The organism is Pseudoflavonifractor sp. MSJ-30 (genome assembly GCF_018918045.1).
Lineage (GTDB): Bacteria > Bacillota > Clostridia > Oscillospirales > Oscillospiraceae > Faecousia.
Map to the genome: position 1 here is coordinate 22,585 of NZ_JAHLPU010000011.1, position 18,388 is coordinate 40,972.

An 18,388-nucleotide genomic window follows, 5' to 3' on the forward strand; every position below is an offset into this window, starting at 1 on the left:
TTCAATTCACTCCTAACAGTATGCGCCGTTTGGCGGCGGGATAGCAGGGCACTGTGCAGTTGCTGACAGCTGCACAGTGCCTTGTTCTGTCGGAAGTGGCAGAAGAATACCGAAATCCGGGATGCCGTTGCACACCGGCACCGGGGATCAAATACACTATAACACGTTGGGAATCCCCGTGCAAGGGCCTTCGGACAAATTCGTATACTGCGCCAATGCAGTAGGATGGGCTTTGGACAGAATGCGAAATTGGTCCATTCGCAAGAGGCGAAATAATCCAGAACGGGTATTGATCGAAAATGGCACCTTTTGAAAATTGGTATATTTTCAGTTATAGAAATATACCGCTTATTCCAAGGAAAGTTCACTCTTTTATATTATACTACATAAATTCTTAATATCTGAAGTTACAAGGTTATTCGACTGATTTTTTCCTGTATATAATTTGTCATCCAGCATCACAGGATTCTTTTTTTTACTAAATATTTCATAATCATTTTGTCGCAAATGCAAATTGAAATTGGTATTAAAATCCCCTATACTTGTCTCAAAGCTGAGATGCGAATGAGACGTAGCTCCAGCGAAAACAGATGTGGAGGGATGCAAAACATGAACGCCGCAATGATCGGAGACAACTGCATTGATGTCTATGTGCGCATCAATGGGCAGGAGGTCAACCGCCGCTATCCCACCGGGAACTGTGTGGACACCGGTGTGAACCTGCGAAAGCTGGGGATTCCTACGGCAATCATCAGCACCACCGGTTCCGATGCCGATGGGAAATGGATGGTGGATACCCTGACCGCGGAGGGGCTGGATGTGAGCCACCTGAAAATCGGCGACGGTCAAACTGCCATTACCTACATGGATATGAACGGAAATGACCGGGTGCATGGAGAGTACATTGAGGGTGTGCTGGAAAACATCGTATTCGACGATGAGGACGTGGCCTTCGCTGCCGGGCATGATCTGGTGCATACCGCACTGTGGGGTATGGCAGAGAAGGTGCTGCCCGCTATCAAGGCCGCAGGGTGTAAGGCTATCAGCTTTGACTACGCCGACCGACTGGATCATCCGCTGGTGGAGAGCACCCTTCCCTTTGTGGATTACGGTTTCTATTCCTACCACAAGGAGCGGGATGCCTTCATTGAGGGCTTCCTGAAAGACAAGGTGGATCGCGGCATGAAGATCGCAGTGGCTACCTTCGGTGACAAGGGAAGCCTTGCTTATGACGGAAGAGCGTTCACTTCCTTCGGTATCTTCCCGGCGCCGACCGTGGTCAATACGGTGGGCGCGGGAGACAGCTTTATTGCCGGGTTCCTGTATGGTGTTTTGCAGGGATGGCAGGTGGAAGACTGTCTGCGCAAGGGCGCGGAGGTTGCCGCCCAGGTAGTGCAGGTTTTTGAGCCATGGGTTAACACATAATTTAACACATAATGAGGAGGAGATTCAAATGAGTATGCAGATTGGTATGTTTACATCCGGTTATCAGCGCAATCCCCTGGAGCACTGCTTTCAGGACGCAAAGGAATACGGCTATGATTTTATCGAGCTGTGGGGCGGGCGGCCCCATGCTTACGCCCCGGATCTGAAGGCTGGAGATATCTGTGAGGTTCGGCGGCTCATCGATCAGTACGAGATGCCTGTCCGTGGCTATACCCCGGAGCACAACGCCTATCCTTACAACTACATGATTGGTTCCGAAGCACAGCGGGAGGATGCTGTGAATTATCTGAAGCTGTGTCTGGACATGGCCAAGGAGATGGGTGCGGAGTTTGTGCTGACCAGCCCTGCCAACGGCGGATATCTGGCCACCTATGATCAGCTCTGGGGTCGGCTGGAGAAGACCATCCGGGAGTTGGGTGATTACGCGGCCAAGCTGGAGATTAAGCTGACGGTGGAGGCTTTGACGCCCTATGAGTCAAACTTCTTCACCAGAGCCAACGATCTGGTGGAACTGTTCCACCGCATCGACAACCCCTATGTGGTTGGAATGTGCGATGTGGTGCCGCCCTTTGTTCAGCACGAGTCCATCATGGCCTACTTTGACAAGCTGGGTGCCAAGATGGATCATATGCACATCATCGACGGCGACAACGGCACCGACAGCCACATCATGCCCGGCGAAGGTTCCATGCCCCTGCAGGAGATGATGCAGGAGCTGAAGCGAATCGGCTATAACGGGACCGCTACGCTGGAGCTGGTCACCGGATACATCAATGAGCCGAGAATGTACGCAAGACGGGCGGTAAATAACGTCCGCGCCATGATGGCGCAGGCTGGTATGGAATAAGGTGCACGTTTATGACCATTGACATTCATGTGCATCCGGCGTTTTACGCTCCGATTAACGAGGATCCGGCACGGGAGGAGCTGCGCCACCGGCAGCTGGATATCCACAAGAACGGCACTGCTCCGCTGGAACACATCTTCAATCAGATGCGCTGTGCAGGACTGGACAGGCTGTGCCTGCTGCCGGAGGATTATTCCGCCAGCGCGGGCTGTCTTGTGGAAAATGAGGAGATCAGAAAGCTTGTGGATATGGCGCCGGACAAGTTCATCGGTTTTGCCGGCGTGGATCCCCGGGATCCTGCCGCCTGCGAAAAGCTGGAGGACGCCTTCACCCGCCTGAAGCTCAAGGGGCTGAAGCTTCACCCCGGACGGCACCATGTGATGCCCTCCGACCCCGTGATGGAGCCGATATACGCCATCTGCGAACAGTACAATCGACCCATCCTCTTCCACGCGGGTTTGAGCTGGGAGCCGGATACCCTGACCAGCTATTGCCAGCCACTGGCCTTTGAGACCGTGGCCGCAAAGCATCCCAGGCTGCGCATCTGCCTTGCCCACTTCGGCTGGCCCTGGGTGCGGGAGACCGCTATGCTGATGGTGAAGTATCCCAACGTCTATACGGATACCGGTGCCCTTTATTTTGACAATGCGAAAGAGTTCTATACCCAGATGCTGACCCGGGACATTCCCATTACCTGGATCGATCGGAGCCTGCGGCATCAGGTGATGTTCGGCTCCAACAATCCCCGGTTTGAGCAGATCCGCATGGCTCAGGCAATCCGTGAATTGGGATTCCGGGACAGTACGCTGGAGCTGATCATGGGACGCAACGCCATCGATTTTCTTGGCGGTCTGGACTGAGGAGGTATGACGATGTTCGTAAAGACCATCCATCTGCTGACGCATCAGTATATTCAGTTTGAGGTGATCACCCCGGAGGTTGAGAAAATCGTGGCGGAAAGTGGTATTCGGGAGGGCATGGTCACCGTGCTGACCAAGCATACCACCACCGGTGTGACGGTGAACGAAGCACTGGAGTGCCTTGAGAGCGATATGCAGAACGCGTTGGCGCTCTTTGCCCCGGAAGATCGGCCTTACAGCCACGCCCGGATGCTCAGAGACTACGGCTCAACCGCCGGAAATCCTACCGGTCACCTGAAAGCGATGCTCACAGGAAATCACTGCCATTTCCTGATTCAGGACGGCATGCTTCAACGGGGCGGCGCTCAGGACGTTTATTTTTGCGAATTTGACGGCCCAGCTTCCAGAAATGTTCTGGTGATTGTAGAGGGCCAATAACCGATTATGACAATGACCTCCGTAATGCAGGTCTTGTTGTGATAACCCTGCCGGGAAGGGCAGAAAATACCGAACAGAGCATTTCCCCAAAAGATTCGCTGCGGATTGCACAGCCGCAGTCGAGGAAAAAGTGAAAGGAGAGACATAACCTATGTCAAAAAATCCCGCGGAAAAGACCGATCTCGGTCGTAAACTGGGCCTGGGTGCCGTTCTGGCTCTGGGCGTCGGCACCACTGTCGGTTCCGGCATCTTCTCTTCCCTGTCTGAGGTGGCAGGTGCTGCCGGCAGCAGCCTGTTCCTGGTGCTGGCCTTTGTCATCGGCGGTCTGCTTCAGATCCCCGCCAACTTCTGCTACGCAGAACTGGCTTCCGCCTACCCTGAGGACGGCGGTCAGTATGTCTATTTCCGGGAAGCCGGTTCCCGTCCGTTGGCCTTCCTGTGCGGCTGGATCAGCTTCTGGGCTACCGATCCCCCCTCCATCTCCATCATGGCTCTGGCCATCGTGAACTATCTTGCGTTCTTCATTCCCATCCACGGCCTGGTTCTGAAACTCATCGCTGTGGCTTTCGTTCTGGTGTTCATGATCATCCACCTGCGTTCCGTTGAAGGCGGTGGCAAGTTCCAGACCGTCATCACCGCGCTGAAGATTCTGCCCTTCGCCCTGATCATCGGCATCGGCGCGTTCTTCATTAAAGGTGACAATTTCCTCTCCTCCGCGCCTCTGGCTGGTTTTGCCGGTGCCGGTGGCATCATGGCCCTGCTGGCTGGCGTTTCCGCTACTACCTGGTCCTTTGACGGCATGGGCGCCGCCTGCTATATGTCCGGTGAAATCAAGGATCCCGAGAAGAATCTGCCCCGGGGCCTGATCCTGACCGCCTTCATCGTTCTGGCTCTGTACGCCGGTCTGACCTCCGTGGCTTCCGGTCTGCTGACCGTGGATGAGCTGGCTGCCTCCGATGCGCCCATCGCCCTGCTGGCATCCAAGATCCCCTTCATCGGCAATTACGCCGGTACGGTTGTGGCGATCATGGCCATCATCGTGGTCATCGGCTCTCTGTCCAGCTGCATCATGTTCCAGCCCCGGATTGAGTACGCCATGGCAAAGGACGGTCTGTTCTTCAAATCCTTCGCCAAGGTTCACCCCAAGTATGAGACTCCCTACTTCTCCATCATCGTGCAGTGCGCCGTGGCCATCGTGCTGATTTTCGCCACCAGCCTGTCCGATCTGCTGGGCTATTTCACCCTGGTGGCGCTGCTGAAGAACTTCCTGACTTTCGGCACCATCTTTGTTCTGCGTAAGAAGAAGGACTACAACCCCTCTTACCGTCTCCCCCTGGGCCCTGTGTTGCCCCTGATCGCCATGTTGATGACCGGCACCCTGATTATTTCCACCTTCGTGTGGGCGCCTGTGGCTGGCCTGGTCTGCGCCGTTCTCGCCGTTGCCACCGGTCTGCCCGTGTACTATATGTGGGAGAAGCAGAACCGGAAGGCAGCCTAATTCTGGCTTGACAGCGATGCGAGTCCCGGTGTAAAATTTCCCTGAGGGCTGTACGGTCCACAAAAGCAGAAAGGAGATAGGATTTATGGAACAAAAGCAGCGTGTCCGCCATCGTGAGGAGGCTGTTGAACTGATTGAGTGCTATCTCCAGACAAACGATATTCCGCCCCACGGGAAGCTTCCCGCGGAACGGGAAATGTGTGAAATGTGGGGGCTGAACCGCACAACGCTCCGCGCTGCCATCCGCCGTCTGGCGGAAATGGGCAGCCTGTACAGCCTGAAGGGATCAGGGACATATGTTGCGCCGCCCAAGCTGGAGCGCAATCTTCAGGATGCAAAGTCCACCACGGAATCCGTCAGAGGGGATGGGCGTCAGCTGAAAACCACGGTACTGGAGTCTGAGGTGATTCTTGCAGACCACTATATTTCAGAAAAACTACAGGTTCCGGAAGAAACAAGGGTTTTGTTTATGCGCCGACTGCGGATTATGGACGGTGTTCCCTACATGATTGAGACGAATTACGTAAACCTATCCCTTTGTCCGCGCCTGATCGACCACGATTTTACCAACGAGTCATTGTATCAGGTGCTGAGTTACTATAAGATTTTCCCCGCCAGCGGGGAGGAAAGCATCGGAATTACCTATGCCACAGAATTAGAAGCAAGGCAGCTTCGCATAGAGGAAGGTGGCAGCCTGTTCTTTCTGGCCGGCATTGTCCGTGATTACAATAACGTTCCGGTGGAATTCTTCAAGTCGGTGATGCGGCCGGATATGGTTCGCTTTTCAAGCATTCTGCGCAAGCATCGGACGGAGCCTGAAAGGAGACAAACTCTATGAAACTGGCAGCAGTTGGAAGTAACTGCGTTGACTTCTACAGCAATATCGAAAACGGAAAAGCCTATCCCGGCGGTGGCCCCGTCAACATGGCGGTCTATACGGTTCGCCTGGGGGGCGAGGCTTCCTACACCGGTCCGGTGGGCGATGACGCCTACGGAAAAATCATGCAGGAGGCCATTGCGGCCAAGGGTGTGGATACCTCCCATCTGCACGTCAAGCCCGGCAAGACCGCCGTCTCTCAGGTGGAATTGCTGGAGGGAGAACGGGTATTCGGCGATTATGAAGAGGGCGTTCTGGAGGACTATACCCTCTCCGAGGAGGATATGGACTTCATCCAGACCCATGACATGGTGGTTTGCGACCTGTGGGGCAAGGTTGAGGGACAGTTCCAGGCGCTGAAGGCCCGGGGCATCCCCACTGCCTTTGACTGCGCCACCCGTCCCGAGGACGAGGCCAGCCAGATTGCCATGCCCTATGCAGACTACCTCTTCTTCTCCAGTGATGACGGCGACACACCTGTCCTGCGGGATCAGATGAAGGGCTACCACTCCCGGGGTCCCAAGCTGGTCATTGCCATGCTGGGCGAGCATGGCAGTCTGTGCTATGATGGAACCGAGTTCCACAAATTCGGCATTGTACCCTGTGAAAACGTTGTGGACAGCATGGGCGCGGGCGACAGCTATATCGCCGGCTTCCTGTACGGCATTGTGGAGGGTATGACCATCGATGAGGCCATGCAGAAGGGGGCAGCCAACGCCACCGAGACGCTGAAGTATTTCGGCGCCTGGTAAGAAAAAGCAATTTCGGAGGGATCCCTATGGATAAAGCAAGCGGATTGACGCCCCTGTATATGCAGCTTCGCGAGATCATTCGCTATAAAATCGAGACCGGGGAATTCGCGCCCTGTACGGCGCTGCCCTCCGAAAATGAGTTGGCGGATGAGTATGCCGTAACCCGGCAGACTGTTCGCAATGCCATTGAAACGCTGGTGAATGAGGGCCTGCTGCGGCGTGTGGCGGGAAAAGGGGTCTTTGTCCTGAGAACCCATATCGAACGGGATCTGGAAGTGCTGAAAGGCTTTACCCAGACCATGCTGGAGCGAAATGTGACACCCTCCATCAAGGTTCTCAAGAAAATGATCCGTCCCGCCGGGGCGAAATACGCCATGATGTTTGGGATCCGTCCGGAAGATGAAATCTTCTATATCAAGCGGATGTGCTATGGCAATGGCGAGCCGGTTTCTCTGGAGGAGATTTTTGTTCCCCGGAATCTGGTGCCCAAGATTCAGGGAATTGATCTTTCTGTGTTCTCCCTGTATGAAATTTACGAGCTGTACGGAATCAAGCTGGAACGGGCAAGACAGACGTTGGATATGGTGCATCTGGAGCCCAATGACGCCAATCTGCTGGGTATTACCACCCAGACACCGGTGCTTTTGTTTGAATGTACCAGCTATGATGAGCAGGGGCACATCATCGAGCAGAGCCGCAACTATACCCGGGGAGACAAGGGCCGGTTTACCGTACGCTTCCGGCGATAACGCGCAAGGAGGAAAACAATGGGACTGTTTACGGGGGATTTTTACTCCCAGAGTCTGGCAATGACCACCCAACTGCGGGTGATCTTTCCGGAACTGTCGTGTGATGTGACACCGGTATTCGACGGAGAACCCATGGTGCTGTATCTGCTGCACGGACTGTCCGCCAACAGCGGAGAGTGGACCCGGTTTTCCAAGATTGAATACTATGCCAAGAAGTACAATTTTATCATCGTCATGCCGGAGGTTCAGCGCAGCTTCTATTGTGACAGTGTCTCCGGGCCACGATATTTTACCTATGTTGCGGAGGAGCTTCCGAGGATCTGCGAACAATGGTTCTGCTTTGGCAGCAGCCGGGAAAACACCTTCATTGCCGGTGAGAGCATGGGTGGCTACGGCGCTGTGAAGGTTGGCCTGCGCCATCCGGAACGGTTTTCCGGAATCGCCTCCCTGTCTGGGGTTCTGAACTATCCCGGGATTGCGCGGCGGGTGATGAATGGGCAGTGGCCCGATCTGCTGCCTCAGGAGCTGCGGGCTCTGCACGGGGCCACGGGTCTGCCTTCCGAAGAAGATGATGTGATTTCTCTGGTCTGCCGTCAGGCGGGCAATCCCCAGCGTCCAAGGCTTATCCAGCTGTGCGGTACCTCTGATTTTCTCTATGAGGATAATCAGACCTTCCGCCGTGCGGCGGAAAAAGCCGGCTATGGACATATGTATCTGGAAGCACCGGGGGATCACGAATGGCCTTACTGGGACAAAGCGATTCAGTACGCATTCCAATTTTTCCGGAATATGGATATGAAAACCACACCAATCTATTAACTAGTTGTTTTTTGTTAAGAAAGGATCGAGAATAGTATGAATTACGAACCGAAAGCTTGGGCTGAGGCCAAGGGTGCCTGCCTGCGCAACTTCAACGAGCAGGGCGACATCGACAGCGTCAATGGTGCGCTGGCTCTGCGTCCCCAGATTGAGAAGATTGTGGATCAGATCTGGGAGGAAGGCTTTGACAACATCTATTTCATCGGCATCGGCGGCACCTACGCTTCCGCGATGCAGGTTGAGGTCTATATGCGGGGTAAGTCTTCTCTGCCGGTCTATGTAGAAAATGCCGCAGAATACCTGACCACCGGCAACAAGCGGCTGACTGACCGCTCTGTGGTCATCTACTCCACCGTCTCCGGCAACACCAAGGAAATGGTGCAGCTTATCGACACCGTGAAGGCAAAGGGCGTTCGGGTATTCGCCTTCATTGACACCCCCGGCTCCCTGCTGACTCAGGAAGGCAAGTGGGATTATCTGGTGCTCTACCCCAAGAACGAGCAGCTGAAATTCTTCATGGTCGCCAACTACCTGATGTACAAGAACGGTGAGTTCCCCGACTATGACCGCTACAATCAGGAGATGGAAGCCCACCTGGCGCTGGATCTGGTGAATATTGAAAAAATTTCCGACGCATGGGCCTACGACTACGCGGAAAAGAAGGTTGCCTTCCTGAAGGAGCATCCCGATCTTCCCCACTACTTTGTGGGCGCCGGCAACCAGTGGGGCGCTACCTACTCCTATGCCATGTGCTACTGGGAAGAGCAGATGTGGATTCGCACCAAGTCCATTAGCTGCCCCGAGTTCTTCCACGGTATGCAGGAAATCCTGGTGGCAGACACCCCCGTCACCCTGTTCATGGGTGAGGATGAGCAGCGTCCTCTGGCAGAGCGGGTAGCCCGGTTCCTGCCCAAGGTCTGCGGCAACTATACCATCATCGATACGAAGGAGCTGCCCATGGAGGGTATCAGCCCCGAATTCCGTGGCTCCCTGTCCCATCTGATGATGCACGCCGTAAACAACCGTGTGGATGCTTACATGGAGCTGTTCCTGCGCCATCCCCTGTCCATCCGCCGTTACTACCGGCAGTTCGATTATTGATATCCTCCTCTCCTTACTCCCTGCGTTGGGGGCTTCGCCCCCAACGCGGGAGGCGTGAGGAGCTGTCAGCTCCCGGCTGTGTCTGGGAGCTTTTTTGCAAAGGAGAATGTGTATGATTCGGACCGAAAAACTATATCATGTCAAAAAGCCCATTAATACCATGTTGCATCTGGATGCCTTGAAAACACTCCACTTCATCAACTCAAAGTCAGGCAGAACTCTGGACGCAAGGCCTCTGTCCGAGATTGCCCATTCCACCACCTTCAAGGCTCATCTGGATGATCTGTTCATCAGTGTCAACGCCGTCGGCCAGAACATGGATGATGTTCTGATCGCCAGCGTGAAGCAGGCAAAGCTGGAGGAATACGAGAAATGAAGCTGCTGGCCATGGATCTGGATGGTACCACCGTGAACCGGCAGGGACATCTGGGCGAAAAAACCAAAATGGCTCTTGCAAAGGCCAGGAGCCAAGGACACCGGGTGGTATTTGCCACCGGACGGCGGGACATCGATATGTTCTCCTTCTGGCCTGAGAGCAGGTATGCGGATTATCTGCTGCTGAACAACGGCGGAAAGCTGATTTGCACAGCAGACAACGCCGTACTGTTCAACCAGACCATTCTCCCGGAAACTGCCAGGGCGCTGATTCAGCGCTGTCTGGAAGAGAACTGGCAGCTGCACGTTATCAGCGGCGACTACTGGGGCGTCAATAAGTGGAATGACGGCCTACAGGATTACATCGATTATTTAGGTACTAGGCCGGTGTGCTATCACCGGCTGACGCAGACGCCTTGGCAGTCCGTGGAGGGCTTCATGGCCACGGCGGATCGGACGCCGATTTGCAAATGGATTACGCAGCAGGCACTTCCGCTGAGTTTCACACCCTCCGAGGACATGTGTACCGATATTATGGCCCAGAATATCAGCAAGTGGAACGGTTTGCAGCGGCTGATGGCGCTGCTGGGCATTTCTGCGGATCAGGTCGTCGCGGCGGGGGATTACACCAATGATCTGCCCATGATTCAGGGGGCGGGCATCGGTGTAGCAGTTGCCAACGCCCTGCCGGAGGTAAAGGCCGCGGCGGACTATGTGACTGAACGGGACTCCGACCACGACGCGGCTGCGGAAATCATCGAACGTTTTATATTATGAGACGTGGAAAATGCCACAGACGTATTTTATGGGAATTGACACAGGAATCACTTCTAAGGCAATACCGCACAGAAAAAAGTGCCAGATACCGCCAAGTGTAATAAAGCCATGGATAAACAAATGACGATTTCCGCATTCAGTGACGAACTGGCACAGGTGCGGACGAAGAAAAAAGAATTTCTCGCACAGATCGAACGGATCGTCCCGTGGGGAGAATGGCTTGCCATGATTCGGCCGTGCTACTATAAAGGAGAGCGCGGCAACAAACCCTATCCGCTGGAGATCATGCTCCGACTGTATCTGCTGCAAAACCTCTATGACCTGAGTGACGAGGCAACAGTGGCAGAGGCAATCGACAGCCGCGCATTTTCGGAGTTCTGCGGCGTGGATTCCAGCAATCAGGTTCCGGACGGGGATACTCTCGGCCGATTCCGGAACTTGCTGATCAAGGACGGACTGCAGGAAAAGCTGTTCGCTCAGGTGGTAGCAGCGCTCATGGGGCGTGGCCTCATTCTGAAGAAGGGTACCATTGTGGATTCCACCATCATTTCTGCCCCATCTTCCACTAAGAACAAGGAGAAAAAGCGAGATCCGGATGCCCATCAGGTCAAAAAGGGGAACACTTGGCACTTTGGATATAAGGCACATATCGGCGTAGACAAGGACAGTGGACTGGTTCATACAGTGGAAGCCACAGCGGCAAATGTCCACGACGTTACGGAAGTGCCGAAATTGCTGACGGGAGAAGAAGAGACTGTCTACGGCGACAGCGGTTATCTCGGCGCAGGTAAACGTGAAGATGCCGTAGTCCGTAATAAATCAGGCAGGAAAATCAAGTATAAGATCAATCGTCGTCCTTCTCAGATGAAGAAGCTGAGCAAAAGCGGACAGTACGCCGCCAAGAAAGCAGAACGCACGAAATCCTCAGTCCGAGCAAAAGTAGAGCATGTATTCGGTGTTGTTAAAAAGCAGCTGCGTTTCCGAAAAACACGATACCGAGGGCTTGAAAAGCAGCAAGCCAAATTCAATATCATGTTTGCGCTGGCAAATCTGATTCTGGCTGACAGACCCTGTCTGGCGGCTTGAGTCAGTGCGCCTTTGCGGACAAAAATTCGGAGGTTATCCACAGTTTTTATTGGGCACCTATTGTATAATGCGATTTTTGGTGTTTATACGGTGTTGCCCTATGAATTATCCATCAGTAAAATCCCTTTCTGGCTCTAAAAGAGCAGGTAATCATGGCAATGTATATAGTTACTAACGAAGGAAAAGGTGAATGGCTTACTGTAGATGAGATCATTCATTTGCTGATCAATGTTTTTGAAGTGCCAGCGAATGCGGACATGGTAAACGGAGTATTTAGGAGGAATAAGAGCATGTTCACCTCTGAGAAGGCGCCTGATAACGGAAAAGCATTGCGCAGAAAACTCCTCTCGGGTGCAAAGGACTTTGCAGAAAAAATCATCGAAGATAGCAAGACAAAATAGTTTGATGGTATCATTCCAGGTATACACAGCCCACCGATCGAATGATCGGTGGGCTGTGCTGTGTTTATTCTGTTAATCCATCAGTCAGTGTTCCAGCGTATTCGGATTATCTCCGTATCTTTCACAGAGAATTACATAAAAATGTGGTAGTAGGATTTTCATTATCGGAGATCCCTGTTTTTAGGCGCGCACCAAGTTGAAAAATGTGGATTTTCAAAATATACGTAAAACGCCATATCCGATTATCTTTCCTCCATCACCTCCAGCATCATCCTGGCACCCAGGCGGAAGCTGTTCTGAAACAGCAGACACTCTGCCATATCTTGGAACTCCCGTACACTGTCCGCATACCGGGAGAACAACTCCTTCTGGGTATCCGTCATGGTGGCCTGGAGCTTTTCTTCGTTTCGGCTAATCAACTGAAGGGCTTCCTTGTATTCTGCACAGGGTAATGTGTCATATTCCGTTGGTTCGATATTGCCGTACCAAAATTCTTCAAGAATTCTCATTTTGCATCCTCCCCGTAGATTAGCTCCTGGAGTATGATTTCCTCTGCTCTGTTCCGGATATTGTTCATGGTACCAACCCAAGCCATTGGATCAGCAGCTTTCAATTTTTCTGTCGCTCCTTCGGCGGCTTTCATCTGCTCGATTATCCGCTCCAGTCTATCCTGTGCCTGCTCATTCAGGTCTGCCAGATAAGTCCACAGCTTGCCGGACAGGAGCAGGCAGTTGTATTGAATCGGCCTGTGCTCTTTCAGATACTCCCGGTGCATCCGCCCCCACCTGCCGATGGGGCGGGTTTCCTCCGGCAGCGTCAGGTCTGGGATAAAATAATCACCCACACGGATATAGTTGATGTTCATGCTCAGTCCTCCTTTACTTTGGTACTGCCATTGTATCGGAGAATGATTGAAATGTCGATTGTGCCGCAAAGTATAAATTGAAGTCAATATATCCCAAAAAAGCAAGAAAGCTCTGAGAAAATCCAACTTCTCAGGGCTGCTTAAATGTGGTACTCCTCTATTGGCTCACACATGGGCCAAAAGCCCAATGCTCAGGGGATTTTTGATGTTTGGATGGTTTTCGGGCATAAAGATCCCCCTTTCCTGCTATTTCCCTGATTATAGCACGAAAGGGGGCTGTAGTCGATAGGTTTTATGATGGTAATGTGCAGACTTGAAAATGACTGAATGAAATTGCAAAATCTGACTGAATGCGATTGAAAAAACAGGCTGAGATGAAAGCAACGCCCTCCGGGCTGCTGGGAGATTTGGAAACGCTGGGATTTCTGTTTGAAGCGCTGTGCGAACGGGACCTGCGCATTTACGCAGAGTCCTTTGGCGCAAACCTCTACCATTATCAGGACTATAGCGGGCATGAAATTGATGCGGTCATTGAATTGGCGGATGGACAATGGTGTGCCTTTGAAATCAAGCTGGGGGCAAACCAAATTGATGCCGCAGCCGCAAATCTTCTTAAAATGAAAAAACAAATGTCGGAAGACCCAAAGGGAAAACCGCCTGCCGTCCTATGCGTCCTGTGCGGTATGGCAAGTGCGGCATATCAGCGGCCGGATGGCGTATTTGTTGTGCCAATCACAGCGCTGAAAAACTAATCCTGTAAAATCATCGCAGTATCGTTTGTGCAGACAAATAGGCTTGCACCGTGCAGGGGTTTTTATTCTATTCGGCTGTTCCGCTGCCATAGAAAAACCTCCCATTGTGTTACTGAATGTATTGTAACACAATGGGAGGCAATCGCCGGGATATTTCTTTTTATATGTGGGAGCCGCTTCAGGTCGTATACTCCGCGAAGGGGACGAAGGCGATGGGGACCACGCTGGAATTCAGGTCCTCCTCCAGTGCCTCCGCGTTGGCGGTTTCCAGCGGGGTCATGGAGTCGGTGTCCCAGGTCTCGGTGGTGGCGTAGAACCAGGGGTTCTGCTCGTCACGGCCCGCGTCAAAGACCAGAGCATCCTGGAATTTCAGTTCCCCGTCCTGGAACGCGTACAGATTATAGCCGAAGCTGGCCGCGCCGTTGCTGCCCCGGTTCAGGAACAGGCCGTCGGAGGTCAGCTGGAAGGTGTTCCGCTCGCCGGCATCGATGAGCCGGATCTCCTCGTCGTTCTTTACGGTGTACATGGCATAGATCAGGTTTTCGCTGACGGAGCCGATCAGCAGCTCAGAGGTGCCGTCTCCGTCCAGATCCTCCAGACAATAGCCAACCTCATTGATGTCCTTGGCAATGCCGGGCAGGTAGTTCAGCCCCCGATCCATATAGTCGTTGGGCTCCAGGCCCTGAAGCAGGGCGTCAAAGTAGCTGTCCAGGATTTCGCTGTACAGCGGCTTTGCCGTGACCACCGGGGCCTCTGTGGTCTCCGGGACGGTGGTCTCCTGGGTCGTTTCCACAGGCTGGCTCTCCGTTGTGGCCACAGGCTCCTCCGTCTTGGAGCAGGCCGCCAGAGAGAGCGCAAGTGTAAGCGCGCACAAAAGCGCGGCAATTTTCTTCATAAACTCGCATCCTTTCCTCAGAAGTAGTTTCAGCATACCATTGTTTCCGGAAAATGTCAAGAATTCCGGTGAAATATTAAAGAAAGCTTTAAGGATTGTCGCAGGCAAATCGGGGTTTGTCGGAATGTCCCCTGGCTCCCCCTCTGGGGGAGCTGGCGTGCGCAGCACGACTGAGAGGGTACCAGCGGCGGGGGCCGCATGAAAGTCACAGCTATCGCAGCCCTCTCAGTCACGGCGTTTCCGCCGTGACAGCTCTCCCACAGGGAGAGCCAAGGGGTACGCACATACTTTTACACCCCCTGTCCTTCTATGGAAAGGGGGTGGCCGGCATAACAATTTCAGAACTCTACGAGTTTTGTCTTGTACTTATTGGTCTTGTCAATTTGGTGATCCAAATCATTGAAATAAACAAGAAAAAGTAACCGCCGCATAGTTTCCCCAAACTTAACGGTTACTTTTTCCAGTTAGCAGGGGGAGCAAACCGTCTATCGGCAGCGCCCTCTTTCTGTGCTTATTATACCACAGCCCGTCTTAACGTCAAGGCGGGCTGTGGTTTTTCGGTTATTTGCTCAATCGTTTGTCAGATACCAGCCGACATTGTTGGGCGCGTGGGGGTACTTAAAGGCGACGGCAGCCTGGGCGTACCAGTCCATTTCGGTCTCCTTGTCCACATAGCGCCAGCCTACGCCGTACTCCTGGGTGCCCCGCCAGAGGTTCTGGCAGTCGGGGTGGGCCGTCTCAAATGCCTCCTGCTGCTCCTGGCCCAGACGGGTGCCGGTGCCGCCGACGGCTACCAGATGGGTCAGCGGCAGGTTTTCCAGAGGCGCCAGATCCTCCGCCTTGGTGTAGCTGATGTTCAGCATCTCCAGCTTCTCGCAGGCGGCCAGGGGGCTCAGGTCCGTTACATAGCCGCAGTTGGCGATTTCCAGAATCCGCAGATTCTTGCAGTTGGCCAGAGGCGTCAGATCCTTGATGGGGGAGCCGGAGAGGATCACGACCTCCAGACTGGTCATACCCTCCAGGAAGCTGGAATCGTTCAGGTATTCATCGTGGCCGAAGTCGGCGTAGACCGCGTCCTCGCAGTAGCGCAGGGCGGAGCAGTTGCTGTCTTTCAGATCATAGACGCAGCGGATGACCTGAGCGTCCGTCAGGCTGCTGCCCTTGCCGAAATAGACCCGCCAGACGATCTTCGTCCGGTCGCGGTAGTCGTCCCGGAGCTTTGCCAGTGTCTCATTGGAAAGCCCGCAGTCCTCCAGAACAAAGCGCTTGCAGTTGGACAGCAGATCCAGCGCGTCCCGGACGGTCTGCTCCTCATCGTCGCTGATCTTCAGGCCCTTGAGCTTGACCTCCTCCATGTCCGTAGACAGGGTCTGGCCGTAGAAATCAAAGGCATAGTGGAAGACGGCATCCGGCGCCGCGGCGATCAGGGTCTTGGCCTCCTGTTCGGTGAGCTTGGAAGTACCGTCGCTGCCGCAGAGCTCCACGGTCTCCAGGTCCGGCAGCAGGGACAGCTTCCGGGCCACCTGGTCCAGATCGGTTTCCTGCATCCGGGAAAGATCCAGCGCGGTCACATCGCTGCTCTGCTCCTGATCCAGCAGGTAGACCGTATAGTGGAAGGTAATTTCCGGGAATGCCTCCCGCAAAGTCTGGAACTGCTCCAGTGTCAGGTCCAGCTTGTGGATGGTCACATCCGTCACCTGATGGAGGTACAGCAGCGCCTCTTTCAGAGTGTCCAGATCATAGTCTCCCGGCTCCAGATCCAGTTCCGTGACGGTGGGATCCACAAAGGACCCGCCCAGCGCTACCTGATAGGCGACTTTCACCTGAGGCAGTGCGGCCTGCAGCTGCTCCAGAGTCTCATAATTGTCGCAGCCCCCGGCGTTGATCGTCCGCAGCTTGGGGAAATACTGTCCCAAAATGCGGATATCCTCGCTGCTGGGGTTGGAAATGGTGATCTCCGCAGAATCGCTGGAGACCTTCTTGCCCTGGAAGGGCACATTCCAGACTACGGTGCAGTCCGGCAGCTGTGACTGGACGGCATCAAAGTGGGCGAAGGAGATATCCTCCTCCCGCAGATCCAGATAAGTGGCGTCCAGCGGATAGGCCTGGCCCTCCACAAAAATATGGGTGTTCTGGTAATAGATATAGGCCAGCATGCCCCCGGCCGCCGCCACGGACAGCACGGCAAGGATCACCAGAACCGTGATCAATTTGTTACTTTTCCTGCGCTTCAAGATATTTTTCCTCCGAATTCTCGAACTGTTCCCAATCATAATACAATCGGTGGAAAATTGCAATGGGTTTATACCATTTCTTCCGGATGGAACACCTCATCGAAGCGTTCCGCCGTCAGAAAGCCCAGCTTTACGCAGGCCTCCCTCAGGGAGATGTTCTCGACAAAGGCGGTCTTGGCGGTTTTTGCCGCGTTTTCATAGCCGATGTAGGGATTCAGGGCCGTTACCAGCATGAGGGAGTTGTGTAAGTTGTGGCGCATCTTCTCCCGGTCGGCGGTGATGCCCACGGCGCAGTGGTCGTTGAAGGAGCGGATGGAGTCGGCCAGCAGCCGGGCGGACTGGAGGAAGTTATAGGCCAGCACGGGCATGAACACATTCAGCTCAAAATTGCCCTGACTGGCGGCCAGTCCCACCGCCGTGTCATTGCCCATGACCTGCACCGCCACCATGGTCACCTGCTCGCACTGGGTGGGGTTCACCTTGCCGGGCATGATGGAGGAACCGGGCTCGTTTTCGGGTATGCGGATCTCCCCCAGGCCGTCCCGGGGGCCGGAGGCCAGCCAGCGCACGTCGTTGGCGATCTTCATCATGTCCGCGGCCAGGGCTTTCAGCGCCCCGTGGGCAAATACCAGCTCATCCCTGGAGGTCAGGGCATGGAACTTGTTAGGTGCGGTAACAAAATCCTTCCCGGTCAGCTCCGAGACGGCTGCCGCCACGGCGGTATCAAAGCCTCTGGGGGCGTTCAGTCCCGTGCCCACGGCGGTGCCCCCCAGAGCCAGCTCCTTCAGATAGGGCAGGGAAGCGCAAATCAGCTGCCGGTCCCGCTCCAGACTGGTCCGCCAGCCGGAGATCTCCTGAGAGAAGGTAATGGGCGTGGCGTCCTGCAAATGGGTCCGGCCGGACTTGACAATGCCCTCGTTTTTCGCTTCCAGCCCCCGGAAGGTGCCGATCAGCGTATCCAGAGCGGGCAGCAGCTTATCTTCCAGAGCCAGCACCGCCGCGATGTGCATGGCCGTGGGGAAGGTATCGTTGGAGGACTGGGACATATTGATGTCGTCATTGGGATGCAGCAGGCGTTTCCCCGCCAGGGCGTTGCCCCGGCCTGCAATGACCTCGTTGGCGTTCATATTGGATTGGGTGCCGGAGCCGGTCTGCCAGACGACCAGAGGGAAATTGTCCGCCAGCGCCCCGGAAATCACCTCGTCCGCCGCCTGAGAAATGACGGTCAGCTTTTCCTCCGTCATTTTTTCCGGCTTCAGGGCATGGTTCGCCATGGCCGCCGCTTTCTTCAGAATGCCGAAGGCATGGATAATCTCTCGGGGCATGGTCTCCAGCCCCACGCCGATGGGAAAGTTGTTCCGGCTCCGCTCGGTCTGCGCCCCCCAGTACTTGTCCGCAGGCACCCGGACCTCACCCATAGAGTCGTGTTCTACGCGGTATTCCATAAAGAATGCTCCTTTGTGTTTTTTCTTAGAATAGCACATCCTGCCGGAAAAGGAAAGCGGCAAAAAATCAGCGTCCCCGAAAAATCGGGGACGCTCAGTCTGTCAAAAAAGCCTCGCAGAGTTTGCCGACGATAGTCGGCAAATAAAGTCAAATCATTTTCTGCCGGGGCG

Annotated in this window: 21 protein-coding genes; 15 read left to right on the top strand and 6 right to left on the bottom strand. The window is 54.3% G+C overall.

The genetic code is table 11. From position 1 onward, the window contains the following. The first annotated feature begins 609 nt into the window (after window positions 1-609). From frlD (KQI10_RS01205) to KQI10_RS01270, 14 genes are all read left to right on the top strand, one after another. Window positions 610-1,425: a fructoselysine 6-kinase gene (gene frlD / locus KQI10_RS01205; RefSeq protein WP_216565578.1), complete on the top strand. Its 816-nt coding sequence runs from the start codon at window positions 610-612 to the stop codon at window positions 1,423-1,425. Between the two features lie 28 nt (window positions 1,426-1,453). Continuing rightward, window positions 1,454-2,293, top strand: coding sequence for a fructoselysine 3-epimerase (gene frlC, locus KQI10_RS01210; protein ID WP_253285042.1), 840 nt, complete (start codon window positions 1,454-1,456; stop codon window positions 2,291-2,293). 11 nt (window positions 2,294-2,304) lie between these two features. Then, complete coding sequence (locus KQI10_RS01215; protein ID WP_216565579.1) at window positions 2,305-3,153, top strand: amidohydrolase family protein; 849 nt, start codon at window positions 2,305-2,307, stop codon at window positions 3,151-3,153. A gap of 12 nt (window positions 3,154-3,165) precedes the next feature. Further along, window positions 3,166-3,591: a secondary thiamine-phosphate synthase enzyme YjbQ gene (locus KQI10_RS01220; RefSeq protein WP_216565580.1), complete on the top strand. Its 426-nt coding sequence runs from the start codon at window positions 3,166-3,168 to the stop codon at window positions 3,589-3,591. 151 nt (window positions 3,592-3,742) lie between these two features. Next, a complete protein-coding gene (locus tag KQI10_RS01225) occupies window positions 3,743-5,089 on the top strand; it encodes an amino acid permease (RefSeq protein ID WP_216565581.1) in 1,347 nt (448 codons plus the stop codon). A gap of 85 nt (window positions 5,090-5,174) precedes the next feature. After that, window positions 5,175-5,927 (top strand): GntR family transcriptional regulator, encoded by a 753-nt coding sequence (locus KQI10_RS01230; protein WP_216565582.1) that lies wholly within the window; start codon window positions 5,175-5,177, stop codon window positions 5,925-5,927. Continuing rightward, the gene (gene frlD / locus KQI10_RS01235; protein ID WP_216565583.1) at window positions 5,924-6,718 is read left to right on the top strand and encodes a fructoselysine 6-kinase; all 795 of its coding nucleotides are present in this window, start codon (window positions 5,924-5,926) and stop codon (window positions 6,716-6,718) included. Before KQI10_RS01230 ends, frlD (KQI10_RS01235) begins: the two co-directional genes overlap by 4 nt. A gap of 26 nt (window positions 6,719-6,744) precedes the next feature. Beyond that, a complete protein-coding gene (locus KQI10_RS01240) occupies window positions 6,745-7,467 on the top strand; it encodes a GntR family transcriptional regulator (protein WP_216565584.1) in 723 nt (240 codons plus the stop codon). Window positions 7,468-7,485: 18 nt separating this feature from the next. Then, the gene (locus KQI10_RS01245; RefSeq protein ID WP_216565585.1) at window positions 7,486-8,286 is read left to right on the top strand and encodes an alpha/beta hydrolase family protein; all 801 of its coding nucleotides are present in this window, start codon (window positions 7,486-7,488) and stop codon (window positions 8,284-8,286) included. 36 nt (window positions 8,287-8,322) lie between these two features. Continuing rightward, on the top strand, window positions 8,323-9,387 hold the full coding sequence (locus KQI10_RS01250; protein ID WP_253285044.1) for an SIS domain-containing protein: 1,065 nt from the start codon (window positions 8,323-8,325) through the stop codon (window positions 9,385-9,387). A 112-nt stretch (window positions 9,388-9,499) separates the two neighbouring features. Continuing rightward, the gene (locus KQI10_RS01255; protein ID WP_216565586.1) at window positions 9,500-9,763 is read left to right on the top strand and encodes a hypothetical protein; all 264 of its coding nucleotides are present in this window, start codon (window positions 9,500-9,502) and stop codon (window positions 9,761-9,763) included. After that, on the top strand, window positions 9,760-10,539 hold the full coding sequence (locus tag KQI10_RS01260; RefSeq protein WP_216565587.1) for a Cof-type HAD-IIB family hydrolase: 780 nt from the start codon (window positions 9,760-9,762) through the stop codon (window positions 10,537-10,539). The genes KQI10_RS01255 and KQI10_RS01260 overlap by 4 nt, the downstream gene beginning before the upstream one ends. A 120-nt stretch (window positions 10,540-10,659) precedes the next feature. Then, window positions 10,660-11,625 (top strand): IS5 family transposase, encoded by a 966-nt coding sequence (locus KQI10_RS01265; RefSeq protein WP_216565599.1) that lies wholly within the window; start codon window positions 10,660-10,662, stop codon window positions 11,623-11,625. Window positions 11,626-11,777: 152 nt separating this feature from the next. Beyond that, window positions 11,778-12,026, top strand: a complete 249-nt coding sequence (locus KQI10_RS01270) for a hypothetical protein (RefSeq protein WP_216565588.1) — start codon at window positions 11,778-11,780, stop codon at window positions 12,024-12,026. Between the two features lie 242 nt (window positions 12,027-12,268). On the opposite strand, the gene KQI10_RS01275 is transcribed toward KQI10_RS01270, so the two are convergent. After that, window positions 12,269-12,535, bottom strand: a complete 267-nt coding sequence (locus tag KQI10_RS01275; protein ID WP_216565589.1) for a DUF6809 family protein — start codon at window positions 12,533-12,535, stop codon at window positions 12,269-12,271. Further along, window positions 12,532-12,891, bottom strand: a complete 360-nt coding sequence (locus KQI10_RS01280) for a TnpV protein (RefSeq protein WP_216565590.1) — start codon at window positions 12,889-12,891, stop codon at window positions 12,532-12,534. Before KQI10_RS01280 ends, KQI10_RS01275 begins: the two co-directional genes overlap by 4 nt. Window positions 12,892-13,265: 374 nt before the next feature. Between KQI10_RS01280 and KQI10_RS01285 the strand changes: the two genes are divergently transcribed. Then, window positions 13,266-13,643 carry a DUF4143 domain-containing protein gene (locus KQI10_RS01285; RefSeq protein ID WP_256445285.1) on the top strand — a complete coding sequence of 126 codons (378 nt, stop codon included), beginning with the start codon at window positions 13,266-13,268 and terminating at the stop codon, window positions 13,641-13,643. 178 nt (window positions 13,644-13,821) lie between these two features. Here KQI10_RS01285 and KQI10_RS01290 read toward each other — a convergent pair whose 3' ends face one another. The 4 genes from KQI10_RS01290 to KQI10_RS01305 all read right to left on the bottom strand — a co-directional run. Then, window positions 13,822-14,538: a hypothetical protein gene (locus KQI10_RS01290; RefSeq protein ID WP_216565592.1), complete on the bottom strand. Its 717-nt coding sequence runs from the start codon at window positions 14,536-14,538 to the stop codon at window positions 13,822-13,824. A 569-nt stretch (window positions 14,539-15,107) separates the two neighbouring features. Continuing rightward, window positions 15,108-16,748: a leucine-rich repeat domain-containing protein gene (locus KQI10_RS01295; RefSeq protein ID WP_216565593.1), complete on the bottom strand. Its 1,641-nt coding sequence runs from the start codon at window positions 16,746-16,748 to the stop codon at window positions 15,108-15,110. A 92-nt stretch (window positions 16,749-16,840) separates the two neighbouring features. Beyond that, window positions 16,841-18,217 (bottom strand): class II fumarate hydratase, encoded by a 1,377-nt coding sequence (gene fumC, locus KQI10_RS01300; RefSeq protein WP_216565594.1) that lies wholly within the window; start codon window positions 18,215-18,217, stop codon window positions 16,841-16,843. Then, the coding region (locus KQI10_RS01305; protein ID WP_216565595.1) for a hypothetical protein at window positions 18,202-18,388 on the bottom strand (187 nt) is incomplete at its 5' end. The genes fumC and KQI10_RS01305, both read right to left, overlap by 16 nt.

Bases quoted from the DNA above. Each gene is read 5' to 3' on its own strand.
- KQI10_RS01280 (WP_216565590.1), bottom strand. From the start codon at position 12,891: ATGAACATCAACTATATCCGTGTGGGTGATTATTTTATCCCAGACCTG.
- frlC (WP_253285042.1), top strand. From the start codon at position 1,454: ATGAGTATGCAGATTGGTATGTTTACATCCGGTTATCAGCGCAATCCC.
- frlD (WP_216565578.1), top strand. From the start codon at position 610: ATGAACGCCGCAATGATCGGAGACAACTGCATTGATGTCTATGTGCGC.
- KQI10_RS01250 (WP_253285044.1), top strand. From the start codon at position 8,323: ATGAATTACGAACCGAAAGCTTGGGCTGAGGCCAAGGGTGCCTGCCTG.
- fumC (WP_216565594.1), bottom strand. From the start codon at position 18,217: ATGGAATACCGCGTAGAACACGACTCTATGGGTGAGGTCCGGGTGCCT.
- KQI10_RS01240 (WP_216565584.1), top strand. From the start codon at position 6,745: ATGGATAAAGCAAGCGGATTGACGCCCCTGTATATGCAGCTTCGCGAG.
- KQI10_RS01285 (WP_256445285.1), top strand. From the start codon at position 13,266: ATGAAAGCAACGCCCTCCGGGCTGCTGGGAGATTTGGAAACGCTGGGA.
- KQI10_RS01290 (WP_216565592.1), bottom strand. From the start codon at position 14,538: ATGAAGAAAATTGCCGCGCTTTTGTGCGCGCTTACACTTGCGCTCTCT.
- KQI10_RS01260 (WP_216565587.1), top strand. From the start codon at position 9,760: ATGAAGCTGCTGGCCATGGATCTGGATGGTACCACCGTGAACCGGCAG.
- KQI10_RS01245 (WP_216565585.1), top strand. From the start codon at position 7,486: ATGGGACTGTTTACGGGGGATTTTTACTCCCAGAGTCTGGCAATGACC.
- KQI10_RS01270 (WP_216565588.1), top strand. From the start codon at position 11,778: ATGGCAATGTATATAGTTACTAACGAAGGAAAAGGTGAATGGCTTACT.
- KQI10_RS01255 (WP_216565586.1), top strand. From the start codon at position 9,500: ATGATTCGGACCGAAAAACTATATCATGTCAAAAAGCCCATTAATACC.
- KQI10_RS01220 (WP_216565580.1), top strand. From the start codon at position 3,166: ATGTTCGTAAAGACCATCCATCTGCTGACGCATCAGTATATTCAGTTT.
- KQI10_RS01230 (WP_216565582.1), top strand. From the start codon at position 5,175: ATGGAACAAAAGCAGCGTGTCCGCCATCGTGAGGAGGCTGTTGAACTG.
- KQI10_RS01265 (WP_216565599.1), top strand. From the start codon at position 10,660: ATGACGATTTCCGCATTCAGTGACGAACTGGCACAGGTGCGGACGAAG.
- KQI10_RS01225 (WP_216565581.1), top strand. From the start codon at position 3,743: ATGTCAAAAAATCCCGCGGAAAAGACCGATCTCGGTCGTAAACTGGGC.
- KQI10_RS01275 (WP_216565589.1), bottom strand. From the start codon at position 12,535: ATGAGAATTCTTGAAGAATTTTGGTACGGCAATATCGAACCAACGGAA.
- KQI10_RS01215 (WP_216565579.1), top strand. From the start codon at position 2,305: ATGACCATTGACATTCATGTGCATCCGGCGTTTTACGCTCCGATTAAC.
- frlD (WP_216565583.1), top strand. From the start codon at position 5,924: ATGAAACTGGCAGCAGTTGGAAGTAACTGCGTTGACTTCTACAGCAAT.